Source organism: Streptomyces sp. NPDC005728, assembly GCF_040630895.1.
Classification (GTDB): Bacteria; Actinomycetota; Actinomycetes; order Streptomycetales; family Streptomycetaceae; genus Streptomyces.
Window position 1 is genome coordinate 91,802 of record NZ_JBEXYL010000008.1, and the last position, 17,194, is coordinate 108,995.

General features: G+C 71.9%; 17 protein-coding genes. 9 read left to right on the forward strand and 8 right to left on the reverse strand.

Going from position 1 to position 17,194, the window contains the following annotated elements; all coding sequences use genetic code 11:
* Positions 1-282 precede the first annotated feature (282 nt).
* Positions 283-840 carry an NADPH-dependent FMN reductase gene (locus ABZ471_RS08590; RefSeq protein ID WP_359063891.1) on the forward strand — a complete coding sequence of 186 codons (558 nt, stop codon included), beginning with the start codon at positions 283-285 and terminating at the stop codon, positions 838-840.
* 112 nt (positions 841-952) lie between these two features.
* Here ABZ471_RS08590 and ABZ471_RS08595 read toward each other — a convergent pair whose 3' ends face one another.
* The gene (locus tag ABZ471_RS08595; RefSeq protein WP_359064053.1) at positions 953-1,498 is read right to left on the reverse strand and encodes a DoxX family membrane protein; all 546 of its coding nucleotides are present in this window, start codon (positions 1,496-1,498) and stop codon (positions 953-955) included.
* 128 nt (positions 1,499-1,626) lie between these two features.
* Between ABZ471_RS08595 and ABZ471_RS08600 the strand changes: the two genes are divergently transcribed.
* The gene (locus ABZ471_RS08600) at positions 1,627-1,953 is read left to right on the forward strand and encodes a nuclear transport factor 2 family protein (RefSeq protein ID WP_359063893.1); all 327 of its coding nucleotides are present in this window, start codon (positions 1,627-1,629) and stop codon (positions 1,951-1,953) included.
* 56 nt (positions 1,954-2,009) lie between these two features.
* Positions 2,010-2,996, forward strand: a complete 987-nt coding sequence (locus tag ABZ471_RS08605) for an aldo/keto reductase (RefSeq protein ID WP_359063895.1) — start codon at positions 2,010-2,012, stop codon at positions 2,994-2,996.
* A gap of 27 nt (positions 2,997-3,023) precedes the next feature.
* Here ABZ471_RS08605 and ABZ471_RS08610 read toward each other — a convergent pair whose 3' ends face one another.
* Positions 3,024-3,782: an ABC transporter ATP-binding protein gene (locus tag ABZ471_RS08610; RefSeq protein ID WP_359063897.1), complete on the reverse strand. Its 759-nt coding sequence runs from the start codon at positions 3,780-3,782 to the stop codon at positions 3,024-3,026.
* 26 nt (positions 3,783-3,808) lie between these two features.
* Complete coding sequence (locus ABZ471_RS08615; protein WP_359063900.1) at positions 3,809-5,263, reverse strand: ABC transporter permease; 1,455 nt, start codon at positions 5,261-5,263, stop codon at positions 3,809-3,811.
* Between the two features lie 199 nt (positions 5,264-5,462).
* On the opposite strand from ABZ471_RS08615, the gene ABZ471_RS08620 reads away from it, so the two are divergent.
* On the forward strand, positions 5,463-6,656 hold the full coding sequence (locus ABZ471_RS08620) for a serine hydrolase (protein ID WP_359063902.1): 1,194 nt from the start codon (positions 5,463-5,465) through the stop codon (positions 6,654-6,656).
* A gap of 288 nt (positions 6,657-6,944) precedes the next feature.
* Here the strand turns inward: ABZ471_RS08620 and ABZ471_RS08625 are convergent, their stop codons facing one another.
* Positions 6,945-7,703, reverse strand: coding sequence for an SDR family oxidoreductase (locus tag ABZ471_RS08625; protein ID WP_359063904.1), 759 nt, complete (start codon positions 7,701-7,703; stop codon positions 6,945-6,947).
* 169 nt (positions 7,704-7,872) lie between these two features.
* Between ABZ471_RS08625 and ABZ471_RS08630 the strand changes: the two genes are divergently transcribed.
* The 5 genes from ABZ471_RS08630 to ABZ471_RS08650 all read left to right on the forward strand — a co-directional run bounded on the left by ABZ471_RS08630 (position 7,873) and on the right by ABZ471_RS08650 (position 12,840).
* Entirely contained in the window at positions 7,873-9,168 is a 1,296-nt protein-coding gene (locus ABZ471_RS08630; RefSeq protein ID WP_359063907.1) for a multidrug effflux MFS transporter, read from the forward strand.
* A complete protein-coding gene (locus ABZ471_RS08635) occupies positions 9,120-10,325 on the forward strand; it encodes a serine hydrolase domain-containing protein (protein WP_359063909.1) in 1,206 nt (401 codons plus the stop codon). The genes ABZ471_RS08630 and ABZ471_RS08635 overlap by 49 nt, the downstream gene beginning before the upstream one ends.
* A gap of 16 nt (positions 10,326-10,341) precedes the next feature.
* The gene (locus tag ABZ471_RS08640) at positions 10,342-11,352 is read left to right on the forward strand and encodes a small ribosomal subunit Rsm22 family protein (RefSeq protein ID WP_359063911.1); all 1,011 of its coding nucleotides are present in this window, start codon (positions 10,342-10,344) and stop codon (positions 11,350-11,352) included.
* Positions 11,353-11,372: 20 nt separating this feature from the next.
* On the forward strand, positions 11,373-11,987 hold the full coding sequence (locus tag ABZ471_RS08645; protein WP_359063913.1) for a TetR/AcrR family transcriptional regulator: 615 nt from the start codon (positions 11,373-11,375) through the stop codon (positions 11,985-11,987).
* Between the two features lie 115 nt (positions 11,988-12,102).
* Positions 12,103-12,840 carry a bifunctional DNA primase/polymerase gene (locus ABZ471_RS08650; protein ID WP_359063915.1) on the forward strand — a complete coding sequence of 246 codons (738 nt, stop codon included), beginning with the start codon at positions 12,103-12,105 and terminating at the stop codon, positions 12,838-12,840.
* A gap of 16 nt (positions 12,841-12,856) precedes the next feature.
* Here the strand turns inward: ABZ471_RS08650 and ABZ471_RS08655 are convergent, their stop codons facing one another.
* From ABZ471_RS08655 to efeO, 4 genes are read right to left on the reverse strand one after another with little or no spacing between them, the layout of a single operon-like run.
* Positions 12,857-13,849, reverse strand: coding sequence for a hypothetical protein (locus ABZ471_RS08655; RefSeq protein ID WP_359063917.1), 993 nt, complete (start codon positions 13,847-13,849; stop codon positions 12,857-12,859).
* Positions 13,809-14,681, reverse strand: a complete 873-nt coding sequence (efeU, locus tag ABZ471_RS08660; RefSeq protein ID WP_359063919.1) for an iron uptake transporter permease EfeU — start codon at positions 14,679-14,681, stop codon at positions 13,809-13,811. The genes ABZ471_RS08655 and efeU overlap by 41 nt, the downstream gene beginning before the upstream one ends.
* 3 nt (positions 14,682-14,684) lie before the next feature.
* Entirely contained in the window at positions 14,685-15,938 is a 1,254-nt protein-coding gene (gene efeB, locus ABZ471_RS08665) for an iron uptake transporter deferrochelatase/peroxidase subunit (protein WP_359063921.1), read from the reverse strand.
* Positions 15,939-15,950: 12 nt separating this feature from the next.
* A complete protein-coding gene (gene efeO, locus ABZ471_RS08670) occupies positions 15,951-17,087 on the reverse strand; it encodes an iron uptake system protein EfeO (protein ID WP_359063923.1) in 1,137 nt (378 codons plus the stop codon).
* Between the last annotated feature and the right edge of the window lie 107 nt (positions 17,088-17,194).

Sequence of the window (17,194 nt, forward strand, 5' to 3'; positions counted from 1 at the left end):
ACACAGACTGCTGACATGCAGAAACGATGGTTGTGTGCGTGTGTTGCAGCACCGGCGCGTGGCGACGTGTGTCCTGCACCGATCAAACGGCTCACGCCGGCGGAGTGAGCGGGCGCTCCCGTACCCGCTGCAGATGCCGGCCGAACACCTCTCGCGCGTCCGGCGTCAGCGTGCGCAGGGCGACGGCCTGGCCCTGGACGGTGAGCCGGCGTACCGCCCGTCCACCGTCTCCCGCGCTCTTTCCTCCCTGCCGGTGACCTTCAGGAACGTAGGCTGATCGACATGAAGATTCTCGGTCTGTGCGGAAGTCTGCGATCCGGGTCGCTGAACGCGGCCGTGCTGCGCTCGGCGGTGGACCTGACGATCCCTCCGCGGGAACTCGTCGTCGAGCCGGACCTGGGCCGCCTGCCCTTCTTCAACGCCGACGTCGAGGAGACCGCGCTGCCTTCGACCGTGGCGGAACTGCGGTCCGCGGTCGGCGCGTCGGACGGTCTGCTGATCGTGACCCCCGAGTACGCCCACGGAACCTCCGGCGTGCTGAAGAACGCCCTGGAGTGGATGGTCGGCGGAGGTGAGACAGCCGACAAGCCGGTGGCCCTGGCGAGCGCATCCCCTGCGGTGACCGGCGGCGACCACGCCCGCGCCTGGCTGGCCCAGACCCTCACCGTGATGGGCGCTCAGGTGATCCCGCAGGACCTGCGCATCCCGCAGGCCACACGGAAGATCGCGGACGGCAGGGTCACGGACGAGCCGACCCTGGCCGCCCTGCGCGACCTGCTGGACGACCTGGCCCACGCCGTGGTCAGGGCCCGCGAGGAGAACGACACCTTCGCCTCCTGACCCACCGGGTGTCCCCGCTCACCGCGGGGGCACCCGAGCTGGTCCGGGAAGACCCGGGCGTGCCGGGCCCCGCGATTCCGGCATGATCCGCCCGACAGGGTCTAGTCCTGGTCTAGTCCTCGAACAGCACCTCCTGCTCGCCCACCGTCTTCTGCCGCACCCGCCGGTTCCGCGCCCCCACCACCACCGCCGTGACCGCCGCCGTCACGCCGAGGGCCACCGGGACCATCCAGCCCTGGTCGAACACATGGCCGAGCGCGTGGTCGAGGGAGAGGCGGCCCGGTCCGGTGACGGCGAGGCCGGCCGCGTTCAGGCCCAGCGTGGCCGCGTACTCGTAACCACCCGACTGGGCGAAGAAGCCGTTGGGCATGTGCACCGCCGCGGCCCCGGCCATCGCGCCGGCCGCCGCCGCGCCCGCCGCCGGGGTCGCGAGGCCCAGCGCCAGCAGCGTGCCGCCGCCCGCCTCCGCCAGCCCCGCCGCCGTCGCGCTCGCCCGGCCCGGCGCGAAGCCGACGGACTCCATGAACTGGCCGGTGCCTTCCAGGCCGTGTCCGCCGAACCAGCCGAACAGTTTCTGCGTGCCGTGCGCGGCGAGCACCCCGCCGGTGCCCAGCCGGAGCAGCAGCAGGCCCAGATCGCGTCGGTCGTAACAGGTCACGGTGACTCCCATGCAGCCAGGCGGACAGGTCCCTCCCGCCTCTCCACCGTCGCATCCCGGACCCCGACGGGCCCGCCGCGGAGGGCGTTCGGGTGGCGGGTCCCGGGGAGCGGTGTGAGCCTGGCGCCATGACGATTCAGCCAGCCAAGCTCAGCGATCCGGCCGTCCGGGCCTTCGTCAGCGCCGTCAACTCCCACGACCGCGAGGGCTTCCTGTCCCTCCTCTCGCCCGACGCGACGATGTCCGACGACGGCGCCGACCGGGACCTCGCCGATTGGATCGACCGGGAGATCTTCTCCTCCCACGGTCACCTGGAGGTCGACAACGAGTCCCGGGGCGGCCGCGACCTCATCGCCCGCTACCGCAACGACACCTGGGGCGAGATGCGCACCCGCTGGCACTTCGAGGTCGAGGACGACGGCAGGATCTCCCGCTTCGAGACCGGGCAGGCATAGCCCGGCCGTACCGGGGCTTGCCTTCGTGTGCACTTCAACTCCTAGCGTTCCCGGGCATGGAGACCACCAGCAGGACACTGGGACGCAGCGGTATCGAAGTGAGCGCCCTCGGCTTCGGGTGCTGGGCTGTCGGCGGCGAGTGGCAGGCTGCCGACGGACAGCCCCTCGGCTGGGGCAAGGCCGACGACGAGGAGTCCGTGCGGGCCGTGCACCGTGCCCTCGACCTCGGCGTCACTTTCTTCGACACCGCCGACGTCTACGGCACCGGGCACAGCGAGGAGGTCCTGGGCCGCGCTCTGGGCGGGCGGCGGGACCAGGTCGTCATCGCCACCAAGTGGGGCAACGTCTTCGACCCGGACACCCGCACCCTCACCGGCACCGACGACACCCCGGAGTACGCGCGCCGCGCCCTCACCGCCTCCCTGCGCCGCCTCGGCACCGACCACGTCGACCTGTACCAGCTGCACCTCTCCGACGCCGATCCGCACCGGGCGGCCGAACTCCGGGACCTGTGCGAGGAGTTGGTCGCCGAGGGGCTCGTCCGCGCGTACGGGTGGAGCACCGACGACCCCGAGCGCGCCGCCGTCTTCGCGAAGGGCACGCACTGCACGGCCGTACAGCACCGGCTCAACGTGCTCCAGGACGCGCCGCAGCTCGTGGAGCTGTGCGAGCGGCTGGAGCTGGCGAGCGTCGACCGGAGCCCGCTCGCCATGGGGCTGCTGACCGGGAAGCGGCGCGAGCCACTCGAGGCGGGGGACATCCGCAGCAGGCCGCCGACCTGGCTGGAAGGGTTCGGGGGTGACGGCTCCGGTGCCGACCCCGCGTGGCTGGGCCGTATCGAGGCGCTGCGCGAGATCCTCACCAGCGACGGCCGCACCCTCGGCCAGGGCGCCCTGGCCTGGCTGTGGGCACGCAGCCCGCGCACCGTGCCGATCCCCGGCTTCCGCACCGTCGCCCAGGCCGAGCAGAACGCGGGCGCGATCGCGAAAGGGCCGCTCGACGCCGGGCAGTTGGCCGAGGTCGACCGCCTGCTCGGGCGCTGAGCGGCCCCGACGGGCCGTGCGGCGGGGTCAGGAGCCGTGACCGCCGTACTGCTGCTGCGCGTACTGCTCCTGGGCGTACCGGCCGTACGCCTGCTGCCGTGCCGTGCCGCCGCCTTGCTCGGTGAGCGTGATCCGACCCGCCCTGATGGTGGCCAGGCGCGGCGCGCGGCGGGCGATGGAGGAGTCATGGGTGACCAGGACGAAGGTCAGCCCGTGCTCCCGCCACAGGCCCTCCAGCAGGGCCATGATGTCGTCGCGGGTGCCCTCGTCGAGGTTGCCGGTGGGCTCGTCGGCGAGCAGCACCTTCGGGTTCTTCACCAGCGCACGGGCGATGGCGACGCGCTGCTGCTGGCCGCCGGACATCTCGGAGGGCACGTGCGTGAGGCGCTCGCCGAGACCGACCGAGCGCAGTGCCTCGGCCGCCCGTTCCCGGCGCTCGGCGGGCTTGACCCCGAGCGGGACGAGGGCGGTCTCGACGTTCTCCTGAGCGGTGAGCGTCGGGATGAGATTGAACGCCTGGAAGATGATGCCGATCTTCTCGGCGCGCAGCCGGGTCAGCCGGGCCTCGCTGATCGTGGCGAGGTCGACGCCGTCCAGCTCGACACTGCCGGCGGAGGGGCGGTCGAGCCCGCCGATCATCTGCAGCAGGGTGGACTTGCCGCCGCCCGTCGGGCCCTGGATGACGACCTGGTCGCCGTCGGCGATGGTGAGGTCGACGCCGCGCAGCGCCTCCACCGTCTCCTTGCCCCGCGTGTACCGCTTGGTGACGCCGGTGAGTCTGTACATGGGTGCTCCGTGAGTGAAGAAGGGGGTCAGGAGACGCTGCGCAGGGCGTCGGCCGGGCGCATCCGGGAGGCGCGCCAGCCGCCCATGGCGCCGGCGATCAGACCGCCGGCCACCGCGAGTCCGACGGCGAGGGCGATGGTGGTCGGGGAAACGGGCGCGGACAGCGCGATCTCCAGGGTGTTCGTGGTGGACTGCCGGCCGGGGCCGCCCATGCCGCCGCCCGGGCCGCCCATGCCACCACCGGTGCTGCCGAGCTGTGCGGTCAGCTTCGGGCTGACCGCGGTGACCGTGTAGGCGGCCGCGAGGCCCAGCGCGATGCCGAGGCCGCCGCCGACCAGGCCGTTGACCATGGACTCGCCGACCACCTGCCGGGTCACCCTGCGGCTCGGCCAGCCGAGCGCCTTCAGCGTGCCGAACTCCCGCACCCGGCGGGAGACGGCCGAGGAGGTGAGCAGCGCGGCCACCAGGAAGGCGGCGACCAGGACGGTCAGGGAGAGCCACTTGCCGACGCTGCCGGCCAGGTCGGAGGCCGTGGACAGTGAGCCGGAGACGGTGGAAGCCAGGTCGGAGGAGGTGGTGACCGTCGTACCGGAGATGTTGCTCTGGATCGTCTTCTTGACCGTGGAGATCTGCTGCGAGTCGGTCGCCTTGACGTAGATCGTGGTGACCTGGTTCTTGGCGTCACCGAGCGACTGGGCCTGCTTCAGCGGCAGGTAGACGTCGGTGGTGGACTCGCTGCTGTCCGGGGTGGCGATGCCGATGACCGTGTACGTGGTGCCGGAGATCTTGAAGGTCGAGCCGACCTTGTACTTCTTCTCCTTGGCGTACGACGTACTGACCACCGCGACCTTCGCGTCGGTCTGCGCCGAGGTGAAGGTCTTCCCGGAGGTGATCTTCGACGTGGCCAGCGGGCCGAGGGCCTGGTCGGTGACGTCGACGCCGGCCACCGAGTAGCTGTTGACGTTGAAGTCGGCGCCGCCGCCCTGCACCTGCGGCTGCCCGCTGCCGCCACCGCTGCCGCCCGGCCCGCCCTGCTGCTGACCGCTGCCGCTGGACGACTGCGCCTTGCCCTGGGTGAAGGAGCCGTCGACCTTGGTGACGTTCAGGGAGAGGGCGCCGACCGCGCTCGCCACGCCCTTCTGCGCGGCGACCTGCTCGACCAGCGAGGACTTCAGGGCCTGACCACCCTGCGTCATCACCCGGTCCGAACTCTGCGAGGTCTTGCTGCTCGACTTGGCGTCGAACGAGAAGTTCGGGCCCTGCGAGCTGCCCGCCTTCGGGGCCGACCGGGCCTTGGTGACGGTCATGTCGGTGCCGAGGCCGTACAGCGACTTCAGGACCTTGTCCTGCGCCTGCGTCATGCCGGCCGACACCGAGTTGACGGTGATGACCAGCGCGATTCCGAGCGCCAGACCCATCGCGATGACCAGAGCGGCCTTCTTGCGCCGGCTCAGCTCTCGCTTGAGATAGATGCCAAACATCCCGTTCCTCGAAGGTTCTCGGCGCCCGCTGTGGGCGCGGCCACAAGCTAGGGAGGAACCTTTGCGGCGCACTGAGTAAGAGATGTGCCAGAGCTGAGAAAGCGGGGTAGGTGATCAAATTTTCATAAGACGGCAAATTCCGTACGGCAGAGAGTCTCCTGCAAGGAAACGCCTGTTGGATGCGGTGTACGGTCCCGGGGTGCGTGAATGTTCCCGGATCAGCCGACGTGCCGTCCTAGGGCTGACGGCCGCCGCCCTCCCCCTGTCCGCAGCCGCCCCCGCCTCTGCCGCGACCGTCATAGGCGGTGAGCGGCTGGCCCGTACCGGAGTCCAGGTGCGCGGCGCCGGCGGCCTGCCCGGGAAGCTGACCGCCCGCTCGTGGCTGGTCGCCGACTGCGAGAGCGGCGAGGTGCTCGCCTCCTTCAACGCACACCGGCGCCTGGCACCCGCGTCCACGCTGAAGATGCTGTTCGCGGACACCGTGCTGAAGAAGTTCGAGCGGACCGAGCGGTACAAGGTCACCGACGCGGACCTCGCGGACATTCCGGCCGGCTCCAGCCTCGTCGGCATCAAGCCCGGCCTCACCTACACCGTCGAGCAGCTGTGGCAGGGCGTGTTCCTGCGCTCCGGCAACGACGCGGTGCACGTGCTCGCGCACATGAACGGCGGCGTCGCCGGGACGGTCGCCGAGATGCAGGCCAAGGCCGAGGACCTGCAGGCCCTGGACACCCATGTGGTCAGCCCGGACGGCTTCGACCACAGGGGCCAGCTCTCCTCGGCGTACGACCTCACGCTCTTCGCCCGGCACGGCCTCAAGGACGCCGACTTCCGTGGCTACTGCGGCACGCGGACCGCCGACTTCCCGGCGGGCGGCAAGAAGACCTTCCAGATCCAGAACACCGACCGCCTGCTCACGGGGGCGTGGGGGCTGGGCACGTACGAGGGCCTGATCGGTGTGAAGAACGGCTACACCAGCCACGCCGGCAACACCTTCACCGGCGCGGCCACCCGGGGCGGCCGGACCCTGCTGGTCACCGTGATGCATCCCGTCGAGGGCAGCAACGCCGTCTACGAACAGACCGCCGCGCTGCTCGACTGGGGCTTCGGGCGCGGGCGTTCGGCGCAGGCGGTGGGCACGCTCGTCGAACCGGTCAGCGAGGGCGGGGCGGGCGCGAGTCAGGCGCCCACGCGGAAGACGGCCCGGGCCGCGGCCGGGGCTCCCGGCTCGGCGTCCGGGCACCCCACGACGTGGCGGCTGGCGGAGGGCGCCGCGGGTACGGCGGCACTGCTGGGCGCGGGCGCGTGGGCGCTGCGGCGGCGCATCTCCCGGACGAAAACGGCCGACGTCCGGCCGGAACCGGAGAGCGAGCCCGGGGGACGGCACCGGCGCTGAGCCGCCCGACGGCATGCCGCGGCAGCCGTTCCACCGACCGGTGTGTACCTCGCGGTCCCACGCGAGGCCCACCCCCAACTCCGGTCCGGTGGAACGGCTGCCGACTCCCCCCTCGGTGTGGCTACGGAACCTCCGTGCTCCAAGTGTGAAGCTCTCGTGGAGGAAAGTTGAGCATATGCGGCCGACCGGCCGCAATAGTGCGGACGTTGAAACTCCGCTTGTGGAAGCTGGGGCGCCGGGTCCCACCCCTGCCCGGCCTCGCCCTCGATGCCGCCCTCGACGCCGCCCTCAGCCTCGCCCGACATAGGGCATCGCCGTCGCCAGCACCGTCACGAACTGCACGTTCGCCTCCAGCGGCAGCTCGGCCATGTGCCGCACGGTGCGCGCCACGTCGGCCGCGTCCATCACCGGTTCCGCGACGGTCTCCCCGTTCGCCTGCAGCACTCCGGTCTGCATCCGGGCCGTCATGTCGGTGGCCGCGTTGCCGATGTCGATCTGCCCGACCGCGATCCGGTACGGCCGCCCGTCGAGGGACAGCGACTTGGTGAGACCGGTCAGGGCGTGCTTGGTCGCGGTGTAGGCGACCGAGTGCGGGCGGGGCGTGTGGGCGGAGATGGAGCCGTTGTTGATGATCCGGCCGCCCTGCGGGGCCTGTCCCTTCATCCGCCGGTACGCCGCCTGTGCGCACAGGAACGCCCCGTTGAGGTTGGTGTCCACCACGTGCCGCCAGGCGTCGTAGGGCAGATCCTCGACGGGCACCCCGCCGGGACCGGACGTCCCCGCGTTGTTGAACAGCAGGTCGATGCGCCCGAACCGCTTCACGGCCGCCGCGAACAGGGCTTCCACGTCCTCGGGCCGGGACACGTCGGTGCGCACGGCGAGCGAGGAGGCCCCGGGTGCCAGGGCCGCCGTCTCCTCCAGCGTCTCGGTGCGCCGGCCGGCCAGTGCCACCGACCAGCCGGCCCGCAGCAGCTCCACGGCGACGGCCCGCCCGATGCCGGAGCCTGCGCCGGTCACCACCGCGATCTTCGATTGCCTGTCAGTCATGACTCCGCAGCGTAGGCGGAAAGTCCGTCATGCGGAATCGGATGTCCGCCATGCGGCTAACGGGGGTGGTGGCCGCATCTCCGGCCGCCCCGCCCTCGCTCATGCGTGCCTCGGCAGTGTGTACGAACTGAGAGCATGGGTGCCGGTTGTTTCACCCAGGGAGGGGCCCATGCCCGAGCACACGGCGGCATCGACACCGGAAACGGAGCACCCCTCCACCACCGTCCCGTCCGCGTCCGCGGCCACCCGCCGCACCGGCCTGCTCGTCGTCCTCCTCCTCGGCGGCCTCACCGCCACACCCCCGCTCGCGATGGACATGTACCTCCCGTCCCTGCCGGAGGTCACCCGCTCCCTGCACGCCCCCGCCGCCACCGTCCAACTCACCCTCACCGCCTGTCTGGCCGGCATGGCGCTCGGGCAGCTGGTCGTCGGCCCGATGAGCGACCGCTGGGGCCGCCGCCGACCGCTGCTGACCGGCCTCGCCGTCTACCTTCTCGCCACCGCCCTGTGCGCCCTCGCGCCCACCGTCGAGACGCTGGTCGCCTTCCGGCTGGCGCAGGGCCTCGCGGGCGCGGCCGGAATCGTCATCGCGCGGGCCGTCGTACGCGACCTCTACGACGGCGTGGCCATGGCCCGCTTCTTCTCCACCCTCATGCTGGTCTCCGGCACCGCGCCGATCGTGGCCCCACTGATCGGCGGGCAGATCCTGCGGGTGACGGACTGGCGGGGCGTGTTCGTCGCCCTCACCGCGGTCGGGGCCGCGCTCGCCGCGCTCGTCTGGCTGCGGCTGCCCGAGACGCTGCCGCCCGCCGAACGGCACGGCGGGGGAGTCGGGGAGGCCCTGCGCACGATGCGCGGCCTCCTCTCCGACCTGCCCTTCGCCGGCTACATGCTCACCGGTGGCTTCGCCTTCGCCGCGCTGTTCGCCTACATCAGCGCCTCGCCGTTCGTCGTCCAGGAGATCTACGGCGCCTCCCCGCAGACCTTCAGCCTGCTCTTCGGGCTCAACTCGGTCGGCCTCGTGGTCGCCGGCCAGATCAACGGCAAGCTGCTGGTGGGCCGGGTCAGCCTGGACAAGGTGATCGCCACCGGGCTCACGGTGATCGTGCTCGCCGCGACCGCCCTGCTGCTGATGTCCGCCGGCGTCTTCGGCGAGGTCGGTCTGGTCCCGATCGCCGCCGCCCTGTTCGTCCTGATGACCGCGATGGGCCCCACCCTGCCCAACGCCCAGACCCTCGCCCTGCTGCGCACCCGGCACGCCGCCGGCTCCGCCTCCGCCCTGCTCGGCACCACCTCCTTCCTCGTCGGAGCGGTCGCCTCCCCACTCGTCGGCGTCGCCGGAGAACACACCGCCGTCCCCATGGCGGTCGTCCAACTGGCGGGAGCACTGGCAGCGGCGGCCTGCTTCATGGGAATGTGCCGTCCCTGGAACAGACGTGCGAGGTCGGAGGGAGACGACAACTGAGCGCACCGAAACTGCGCGCCGGCCCACCCGAACGGGCCGGGCTCGACCCCACGGAACTGGCGCACCTGTCCACCGAGGTGCACGCCCTCACCGCCGGAGCACGCCCCTGGGCCACCGGTGCCGTCGTCATGGCCGGACGCGGCCCCGTGATCGCCGTCGCCGAGGCCGCCGGCTGGGCCGTCCGCCACGCCTCCTACGACCCCGAGACCGACACCGGCGTCGCACTGCCGCCCGCCGACCGGGTCCCGATGACCGTCGACACCCCCTTCGACCTGGCCTCCCTCACCAAACTCTTCACCTCGGTCGCCGCCGTGCAGCAGATCGAGCGCGGCACCCTCGGCATGGACGCCCGCATCGGCGCCTACCTGCCCGAGTTCACCGCGGCCGCCGCACACGGCATCACCGTGCGGCAGCTGCTCACCCACACCTCCGGGCTGCGGCCCGAACTCCCGCTGTACGACTGCCCGGACGACACCGCCCGACTCGCCCTGCTCCGCGCCGAGGCGCCCACCGCCGAGCCCGGCAGGTACCTCTACTCGGACCTGAACATGATCCTGCTCCAGTTCGTCCTGGAACGGATCACCGACCGCACCCTCGACGTCCTCGTCGAGGACGGCATCACCCGCCCGCTCGGCATGACCGCCACCGCCTTCGGGCCCTGCCCCGGTGCGGCGGCCACCGAGGACCAGCGGCGGCCGTGGGCCAAGACGGACCGGGGGATGCTGCGGGGCGTGGTCCACGACGAGAACGCCTGGGCGCTCCGCGGGGTGGCGGGCCACGCGGGCCTCTTCTCCACCGCGCACGACCTCGCGGTCTTCTGCCGCGCCCTGCTCGCGGGCGGCGCGTACGGCCCCGCGCGCATCCTCGGCCCCGACTTCGTGGAACTCCTGCTGACCCCGCCGGGCCTGGGCTTCGCCGTGGATCAGCCGTGGTTCATGGGCGAGCTGGCGGGCAGGGGAGCGGCGGGCCACACCGGCTTCACCGGCACCTCACTGGTCCTGGACCCGGCGACGGACACCTTCCTGGTGCTGCTGGCCACCACCGTGCACCCGCGCAGACGATCACCGGACAGCAGGCCGAGGGCGGCCGCTGCCACGCGCCTGGCGAGAGCCGTACGCGGTGCCCGACCCCAGGTGGCTCCGACCCGGTCGGGGTAGCTGAGAGAATCACCGGGTGAACGCCCCGGCCGACCCGACCGACACCCTCCGCGCCTCCCTGGCCGCGCTCCTGGACGGACTTCCGCCCAGACAGGCCGCCGCAGCCGTGGAACGCCTGATCGCCAACTACCGCGGGGCCACCCCCACCGACGCCCCCATCCTCCGCGACCGCGCCGACGTGGCCGCCTACGCCGCCTACCGCATGCCGGCCACCTTCGAGGCGGTCCACTCGGCCCTGGAGGCGTTCGCAGCGGCCGTACCCGACTGGACGCCCGCCAGTCACGTCGACGTCGGCGGTGGCACCGGCGCCGCCACCTGGGCCGTCACCGCCACCTGGCCCGGCGAGCGCAGCGTCACCGTGCTGGACTGGGCCGAGCCCGCGCTCGCCCTCGGCCGGGAGATCGCCGCCGCCAACCCGGCCCTGCGCGACGCCCGCTGGCAGCGCGCCCGCATCGGCACCGCGCTCACCCTCGAGAGCGCCGACCTCGTCACGGTGTCGTACGTCCTCAACGAACTCGCCGAGGCCGACCGCACGGCCCTCGTCGACGCGGCCGCGGCCGCCGCGCAGTCCGTCGTCATCGTGGAGGCGGGCACCCCCGCCGGCTACGCCCGGGTCATCGAGGCCCGCGACCGCCTGATCCGCGCCGGATTCCGCATCGCCGCCCCCTGCCCGCACAGCGCCGCCTGCCCCATCGTCCCCGGCACGGACTGGTGCCACTTCTCGGCCCGGGTCAGCCGCTCCTCCCTGCACCGCCAGGTCAAGGGCGGCTCCCTGGCCTACGAGGACGAGAAGTTCAGCTACGTCGCCGCCACCCGGCTGCCCGCCGGGCCCGCCCCCGCCCGGGTGGTCCGGCGCCCGCAGATCCGCAAGGGCCAGGTCCTCCTCGACCTGTGCGAGAGCGACGAGCAACTGCGCCGCACGACGGTCACCAAACGCCACGGCGACCTGTACAAGGCGGCCCGGGACGCCGACTGGGGGGACCCGTGGCCGCCGGACTCCGCGGAGCCCCGGGGCCCGGTGTCGTAGCCGCTTGTTAGCTTCGACCCATGGTGAAGAAGCCTGCCCCCGACGCCACCCGCCGCAGCGAGAAGTCCCGTCGGGCGATCTACGCCGCCGCCCTCGCCCTGGTCGGCGAGGTCGGCTACCCGAAGACCACCGTCGAGGGCATCGCCGCCCGGGCCGGGGTCGGCAAGCAGACGATCTACCGGTGGTGGGGGTCGAAGGCGGACGTGCTGCTGGAGGCCTTCCTCGACCTCGGCGAGCAGGCGGCCCGGGCGGCGGGGCAGGAGCCGTACACCATCCCGGACACCGGCGATCTCGCCGCCGACCTCAAGGCGGTGCTGCGGGCCACCGTCGACGAGCTGCTCGACCCGCGCTTCGAGGCGCCCGCCCGCGCGCTGGCCGCCGAGGGCGTGGTCAGCGAGCAGCTCGGCCGCGAGTTCGTCACCCAGCTCCTCGAACCCCAGCTCCAGCTGTACGTCGACCGGCTGCGCTCCGCCCAGGACGCCGGCGCGGTACGCCCCGACGCGGACCCGCGCATCGCCCTGGAACTCTTCGTCTCCCCCCTGGCCCAGCGCTGGCTGCAGCGCACGGGCCCGATCTCCTACGACTACACGGACACCCTGGTCGACTACGCCCTGCACGGACTCGCCCCCCGATGACGCGCTGTGAGGCACCTCTCCTCCCGCGCCCGCGGATCCCGCTCCGGCCCCCCGAAGCATCGGAAGATGGGACGATAAGGCATGCTGTCCGCACAACAGCGAGGCGAGGCGATAGATGAGCGCGACGTTCGGCGGCCGGACGGGCCGACAGGGCATACTCTCCCAGTGGCTGCTCGGACGCCGTCCGAAGGAGACCGTCGCCGACGTCGGCGGCCGTGAGGCCCTGCTGCTCGCCGTCGCCGCAGCGGGACTGCCCCTCGCACCCGCCGCGTACCCCGCCCCCGGCTACCGCTGTTCCTGCGACCGCGTCGGCTGTCCCACCCCGGCCCGGCACCCGGTGTCGTTCGCCTGGCAGACGCAGTCCACGACGGACCCCGCGCAGATCGAGCGCTGGGCCCGGCACCAGCCGCAGGCCAACTTCATCACCGCCACCGGCCTGGTGCACGACGTCCTGGACGTGCCCCTGGAGGCGGGCCGGGAGGCACTGGACCGGCTGCTCGGCACCGGTGTGGAGGTCGGCCCGGTCGCCGAGAGCGACGACGGCCGCATGCTGTTCTTCACCCTCACCCGGGGCACCCCCGAGGACGAGGACGAGTGGTGGCCCTGCGAGCTGGACTGCCGCCCCGAGACCATGGACGAGCATCCGGGCCTGCGCTGGCACTGCCGCGGCTCCTACGTCCTCGTACCGCCCGCCCGGCTGCCCGGCGACGACCAGCAGGTGCGCTGGGTCCGCGGCCCCGAGCATCCGCTGCCCGACCCGCTGAGCCTGCTGGAGGCGCTCACGGACGCCTGCGCCCGCCACGTCGGCACGGAGGCCGACCACGCGGACGCCACCTGGCCCCTGCGGCGCTGAGCCCGCCTGCGGGGGCCTACTCGCCCTGTGCGGCCGTCAGTCCCTGGACCCGTCCGAGGATCGACACCCGGCCACTGCCCGCCGGGTCGAGGGCGGCCTCGTTGGAGATGAACTCCAGCGTGAGCGACTGCTTGACCTCGCCCTTGGTCAGGGCCTGCACGTCCTTGTTCGGGGACGGCACGGAGGTTCCCGCGGCGGCGGTCCGCTTCTCGTAGTGGTGCGTGGTGAAGAACACCAGCGCCCCACCGTCCGCCGTGCGCAGCGCGAGCGGCGCGTAGTCGCCGTGGGTCAGCGGCTCGTCGATGAACTGCCGGACCAGGCCCGGCTTCTTCGCCAGCTTCTGGCGGTCCGTGCGCCAGCCGCTGGTGTTGCGGCCGTTCGCGAAGGCCGTGCCGCCGCTCTTCAGGTAGTCCGTGTAGTCCTTGCTCAAGTCGGCGGGCGGCACCGCCAGTTGCGTGGAGCCGGCCGGCACGGCCTCGCCCCAGCCGTCCGCGTCCTTCTTGAACTGGGGTACGTCACCGGGCGCGAGCAGGGTCAGATACGCCACCTGCCAGGGCCCGCCGACGTCGTCCCGGGTGAACACCAGCAGCCAGCGGAAGTTCCCGGCCTTGTTGCCCTTGGCGTCCGCGACGAACCAGCGGGGCCAGCCGGCCTTCTTGGGGATCGTGAACTTCGCGTCCGTCAGCTCCAGCGGGCTGTGGTTCGCGTTGCCCGACGGGCTGTTGGCGTGCCCGGCCTTCAGCCGGGCGCCGTCGATGTCGGCGAGGGCGCCCGTGACGTGGTCCGCGTCCAGGGAGCGGTCGTAGGCCTTGTCGGCCCTGTTGTACGCGTCCGTGAACTGCGTGAGCGCCTTGGCGGCCTCGGCGCGGGTGGCGGCGGGGAGCATCTCGCGCTCCCCGTGCACCACCACGCATCCGCTCGCCGTCAGTGCCATGGCGGTCAGCGAGACCGCCATGAGCACGTTCCGGTCACGCCTGCGGAGCCTTCGACGGCTGCGTTCCCTGGTCATGAGGTGCCTTCACCTTCCCCTTCCCGGAGGCGAACCCTACCGGGGCGAGGAAGATTGCGAGTGTCGGGATCAGGTACAGCAGCCACACCGTGACCTGGACCACGGTCGGGTCGGGCTGGAAGTTGAACACGCCCTTCAGCAGCGTGCCGTACCAGCTGTCCGGCTCGATGGTGCCGCTGATGTCGAAGGCCAGATCCCGGATGCCCGGGATCCAGTTGGCCTCCTGCAGGTCGTGGAAGCCGTACGCGAGCACGCCCGCCGCGACCACGACCAGCATGCCGCCGGTCCAGGTGAAGAACTTGGCCAGGTTGATCCGCAGCGCGCCCCGGTAGAACAGCCAGCCCAGGAGGACCGCCGTGGCGAGACCGAGGGCCACGCCGACCAGCGGGCGCGGGGTGCCGTCGCTCGCCGCGTGCACCGACGCCCAGACGAACAGGGCGGTCTCCAGGCCCTCCCGGCCGACGGCCAGGAACGCGGTGGCGACCAGCGCGCCCGTACCCATGGCGAGGGCCGCGTCCAGCTTCCCGTGCAGCTCGGACTTCAGGTGCCGGGCGGTGCGCCGCATCCAGAACACCATCCACGTCACCAGGCCGACCGCGATGACCGACAGGGAGCCGCCGAGCGCCTCCTGAGCCTCGAACGTCAGCTCCTGGGAGCCGAATTCGAGGGCGCAGCCGAAGCCCATCGCGATGGCGACCGCGATGCCGATGCCGATCCAGATCGGCTTCACGGCGTCCCTGCGGTCCGTCTTCACCAGGTAGGCGATGAGGATGCAGACGACGAGCGACGCCTCGAGGCCCTCGCGCAGGCCGATCAGGTAGTTGGAGAACACGGGCTATGCCTCCTCGGAGAACAGCGTGCGGCCCCACCAGTCGTGCTTGTCCCGGACGCCGGGCGGAACGGCGAAGACGGCCGAACCGACGTGCTGGATGTACTCGTTGAGCGCGTCCTTCGCCGACAGCTGCCGCTGCAGCGGGACGAACCCCTTGCGCACGTCACGCTGGTAGGCGAGGAAGAACAGGCCCGCCTCCAGACGGCCCATGCCGTCGGTGCCGTCGGTGAAGGAGTAGCCCCGGCGCAGGATGGTGATCCCGTCGTTGGAGTCGGGGTGCGCGAGGCGCACGTGCGCGTCCGGCTTCATCGCCTTCAGGAACGGCTTGTCACGCTCCTTGGCCTTGCCGACCGGGGCGCCCTCGCCCTTGTCGCGGCCGAAGATGTCCTCCTGCTCCTGCAGCGAGGTCCGGTCCCAGGTCTCGATGTGCATGCGGATGCGCCGGGCCACGAGGTACGACCCACCGGTCATCCACTTCGTGCCGTCGCCCTCGTCGGCCCACACGAACTTCTTCAGCCGGTCCGTCTCGGTGCCCGCGATGTTGCGGGTGCCGTCCTTGAACCCCATCAGGTTGCGGGGCGTCTGGGCGTCCGGGGTGGTGGACGAGGTCTTGCCGAAGCCCAGCTGGGACCAGCGGATGGCGACCTTGCCGAAGCCGATGCGGGCCAGGTTGCGGATGGCGTGCACGGCGACCTGCGGGTCGTCCGCGCAGGCCTGGATGCACAGGTCGCCGCCGGTGCGCGTCCTGTCGAGGTTGTCGCCCGGGAACTGGGGCAGGTCGACCAGCGCCGCGGGCCGCTTGCCGGACAGCCCGAACTTCTCGAAGAGGGACGGCCCGAAGCCGATGGTGAGCGTCAGCCGCGAGGGCTTCAGACCCAGGGCCTCACCGGTGTCGTCCGGCGGTGCCTCGGCCAGTCCGCCGTACGCGCCCTCGCCGACCGGCTTCCCGGCGGTCATCCGGCGCGCGGCCTCGGTCCAGTCCTTCAGCATCTGCACGAACTCGGCGCGGTCCTCGGTCTTCACGTCGAACGCGGCGAAGTGCAGCCGGTCCTGGACCGGCGTGGCGATGCCGGCCTGGTGGGCGCCGTGGAACTCCACGGCGGCACCCACCTCGGCGGCCGCCGGATCCACGTCGTTGCCCGTCTTGGCCGCGGCCACCGCGCCGCCGGCCGCGGCGGCGCCGAGCGCGAGCCCGGCACCGCCCCAGCCGATCAGCGCACGACGGGAGGGGGAGGTGCTGTCCTGGGTCTCGGTCATCGCCGTCCTCTCCTACTTCACGACCGCTGCGGCGAGCTTGGACAGCGGCTCCGCGAGGGCGTTGACCGCGTCCGACAGCTCCTTGCGCTGGTCCTTGGTGACCTTGTCGTACGAGACGAAGTCGTACCCGTTCTTGTCGGCGCGGTACTTGTCGAGCAGCGTGTTCAGCGCCCCGAACTGCTTGTCGAGCTCGGTGGTCAGCGCGGAGTCGTTCTTCGACGCGACCGGCTTCAGCAGCTCGTACGCCTTCTGCGCGCCCTCGACGTTGCCCTTGAAGTCGACCAGGTCGGTGTGCGAGTAGCGGTCCTCCTCGCCGGTGACCTTGCCGGTGGCGACCTCGTCCAGCAGCTCCTTGGCGCCGTTGGCCATGGAGGTCGGGGTGATCTCGGCCTTGCCGACCCGCCCCTGCCAGTCCTTCAGGTCGGTCACCAGCTGGTCGGCGAGGGTCTTCTCCTCGTCACCGATCTTCTTGTCCTCCCAGAGGGCCTTCTCCAGGCGGTGCCAGCCGGTCCACTTCTGGCCGGCCTCCAGACCGTCGGCGCGCGTGTCGGTCTTGGGGTCGATGTCACCGAAGGACTCGGCGATCGGCTCGGTGCGCTCCCAGCCGAGGCGCGAGGGGGCGTACGCCTTCTTGGCGGCCTCCAGGTCGCCGGCCTTGATCGCCTTCGCGAAGGTCTCGGCGAGCGGCACGGTGGTGTCCGCCTGCTCCTGGGCGTACTCGCGGTAGTCGGCGACCGCCTTGTCGAGCTGCGGGTCGCGCCGGCCGACCTTGCCGGAGCCGGTGACCGTGAGCTTCTGCCGGACGCCGCGGCCCTTCATGCCCGGGACGCAGGCGATCTCGTACGAGCCCGCCTTCACCTCGGCGGTCAGCGTGTACTTGGTGCCCGGGCCGATGTTCTCCTTCTCGGAGACGATCCGGTCGTCCGGGAACAGGATCTCGACCTCGGTCGCCTTGGAGCCCTTGTTCTCGATCTTCAGCGTGACGTGGCCGGCCGGGACCGACTTCGCGGAGGTCTCGCACTTGGAGTCGGCTGCGGTCACCTGGATCGCGTCGCCGTCCTTGGCGTCGCTCTTCGCCGTGCAGGCCGTGAGGGCGGTCAAAGCCGCCGTGGCGACGGCGGCGGTGACGGTGAGTCGGGCGGCTCGCATGCAGGCTCCAAGCGGGGGACGGTGTGGTGAGGCTGGCCTAACTTACATGAGGCTTACCTCACCCATACCCGCCCGGGTGGTGATTCAGCTCTCACGGAAATGTCACA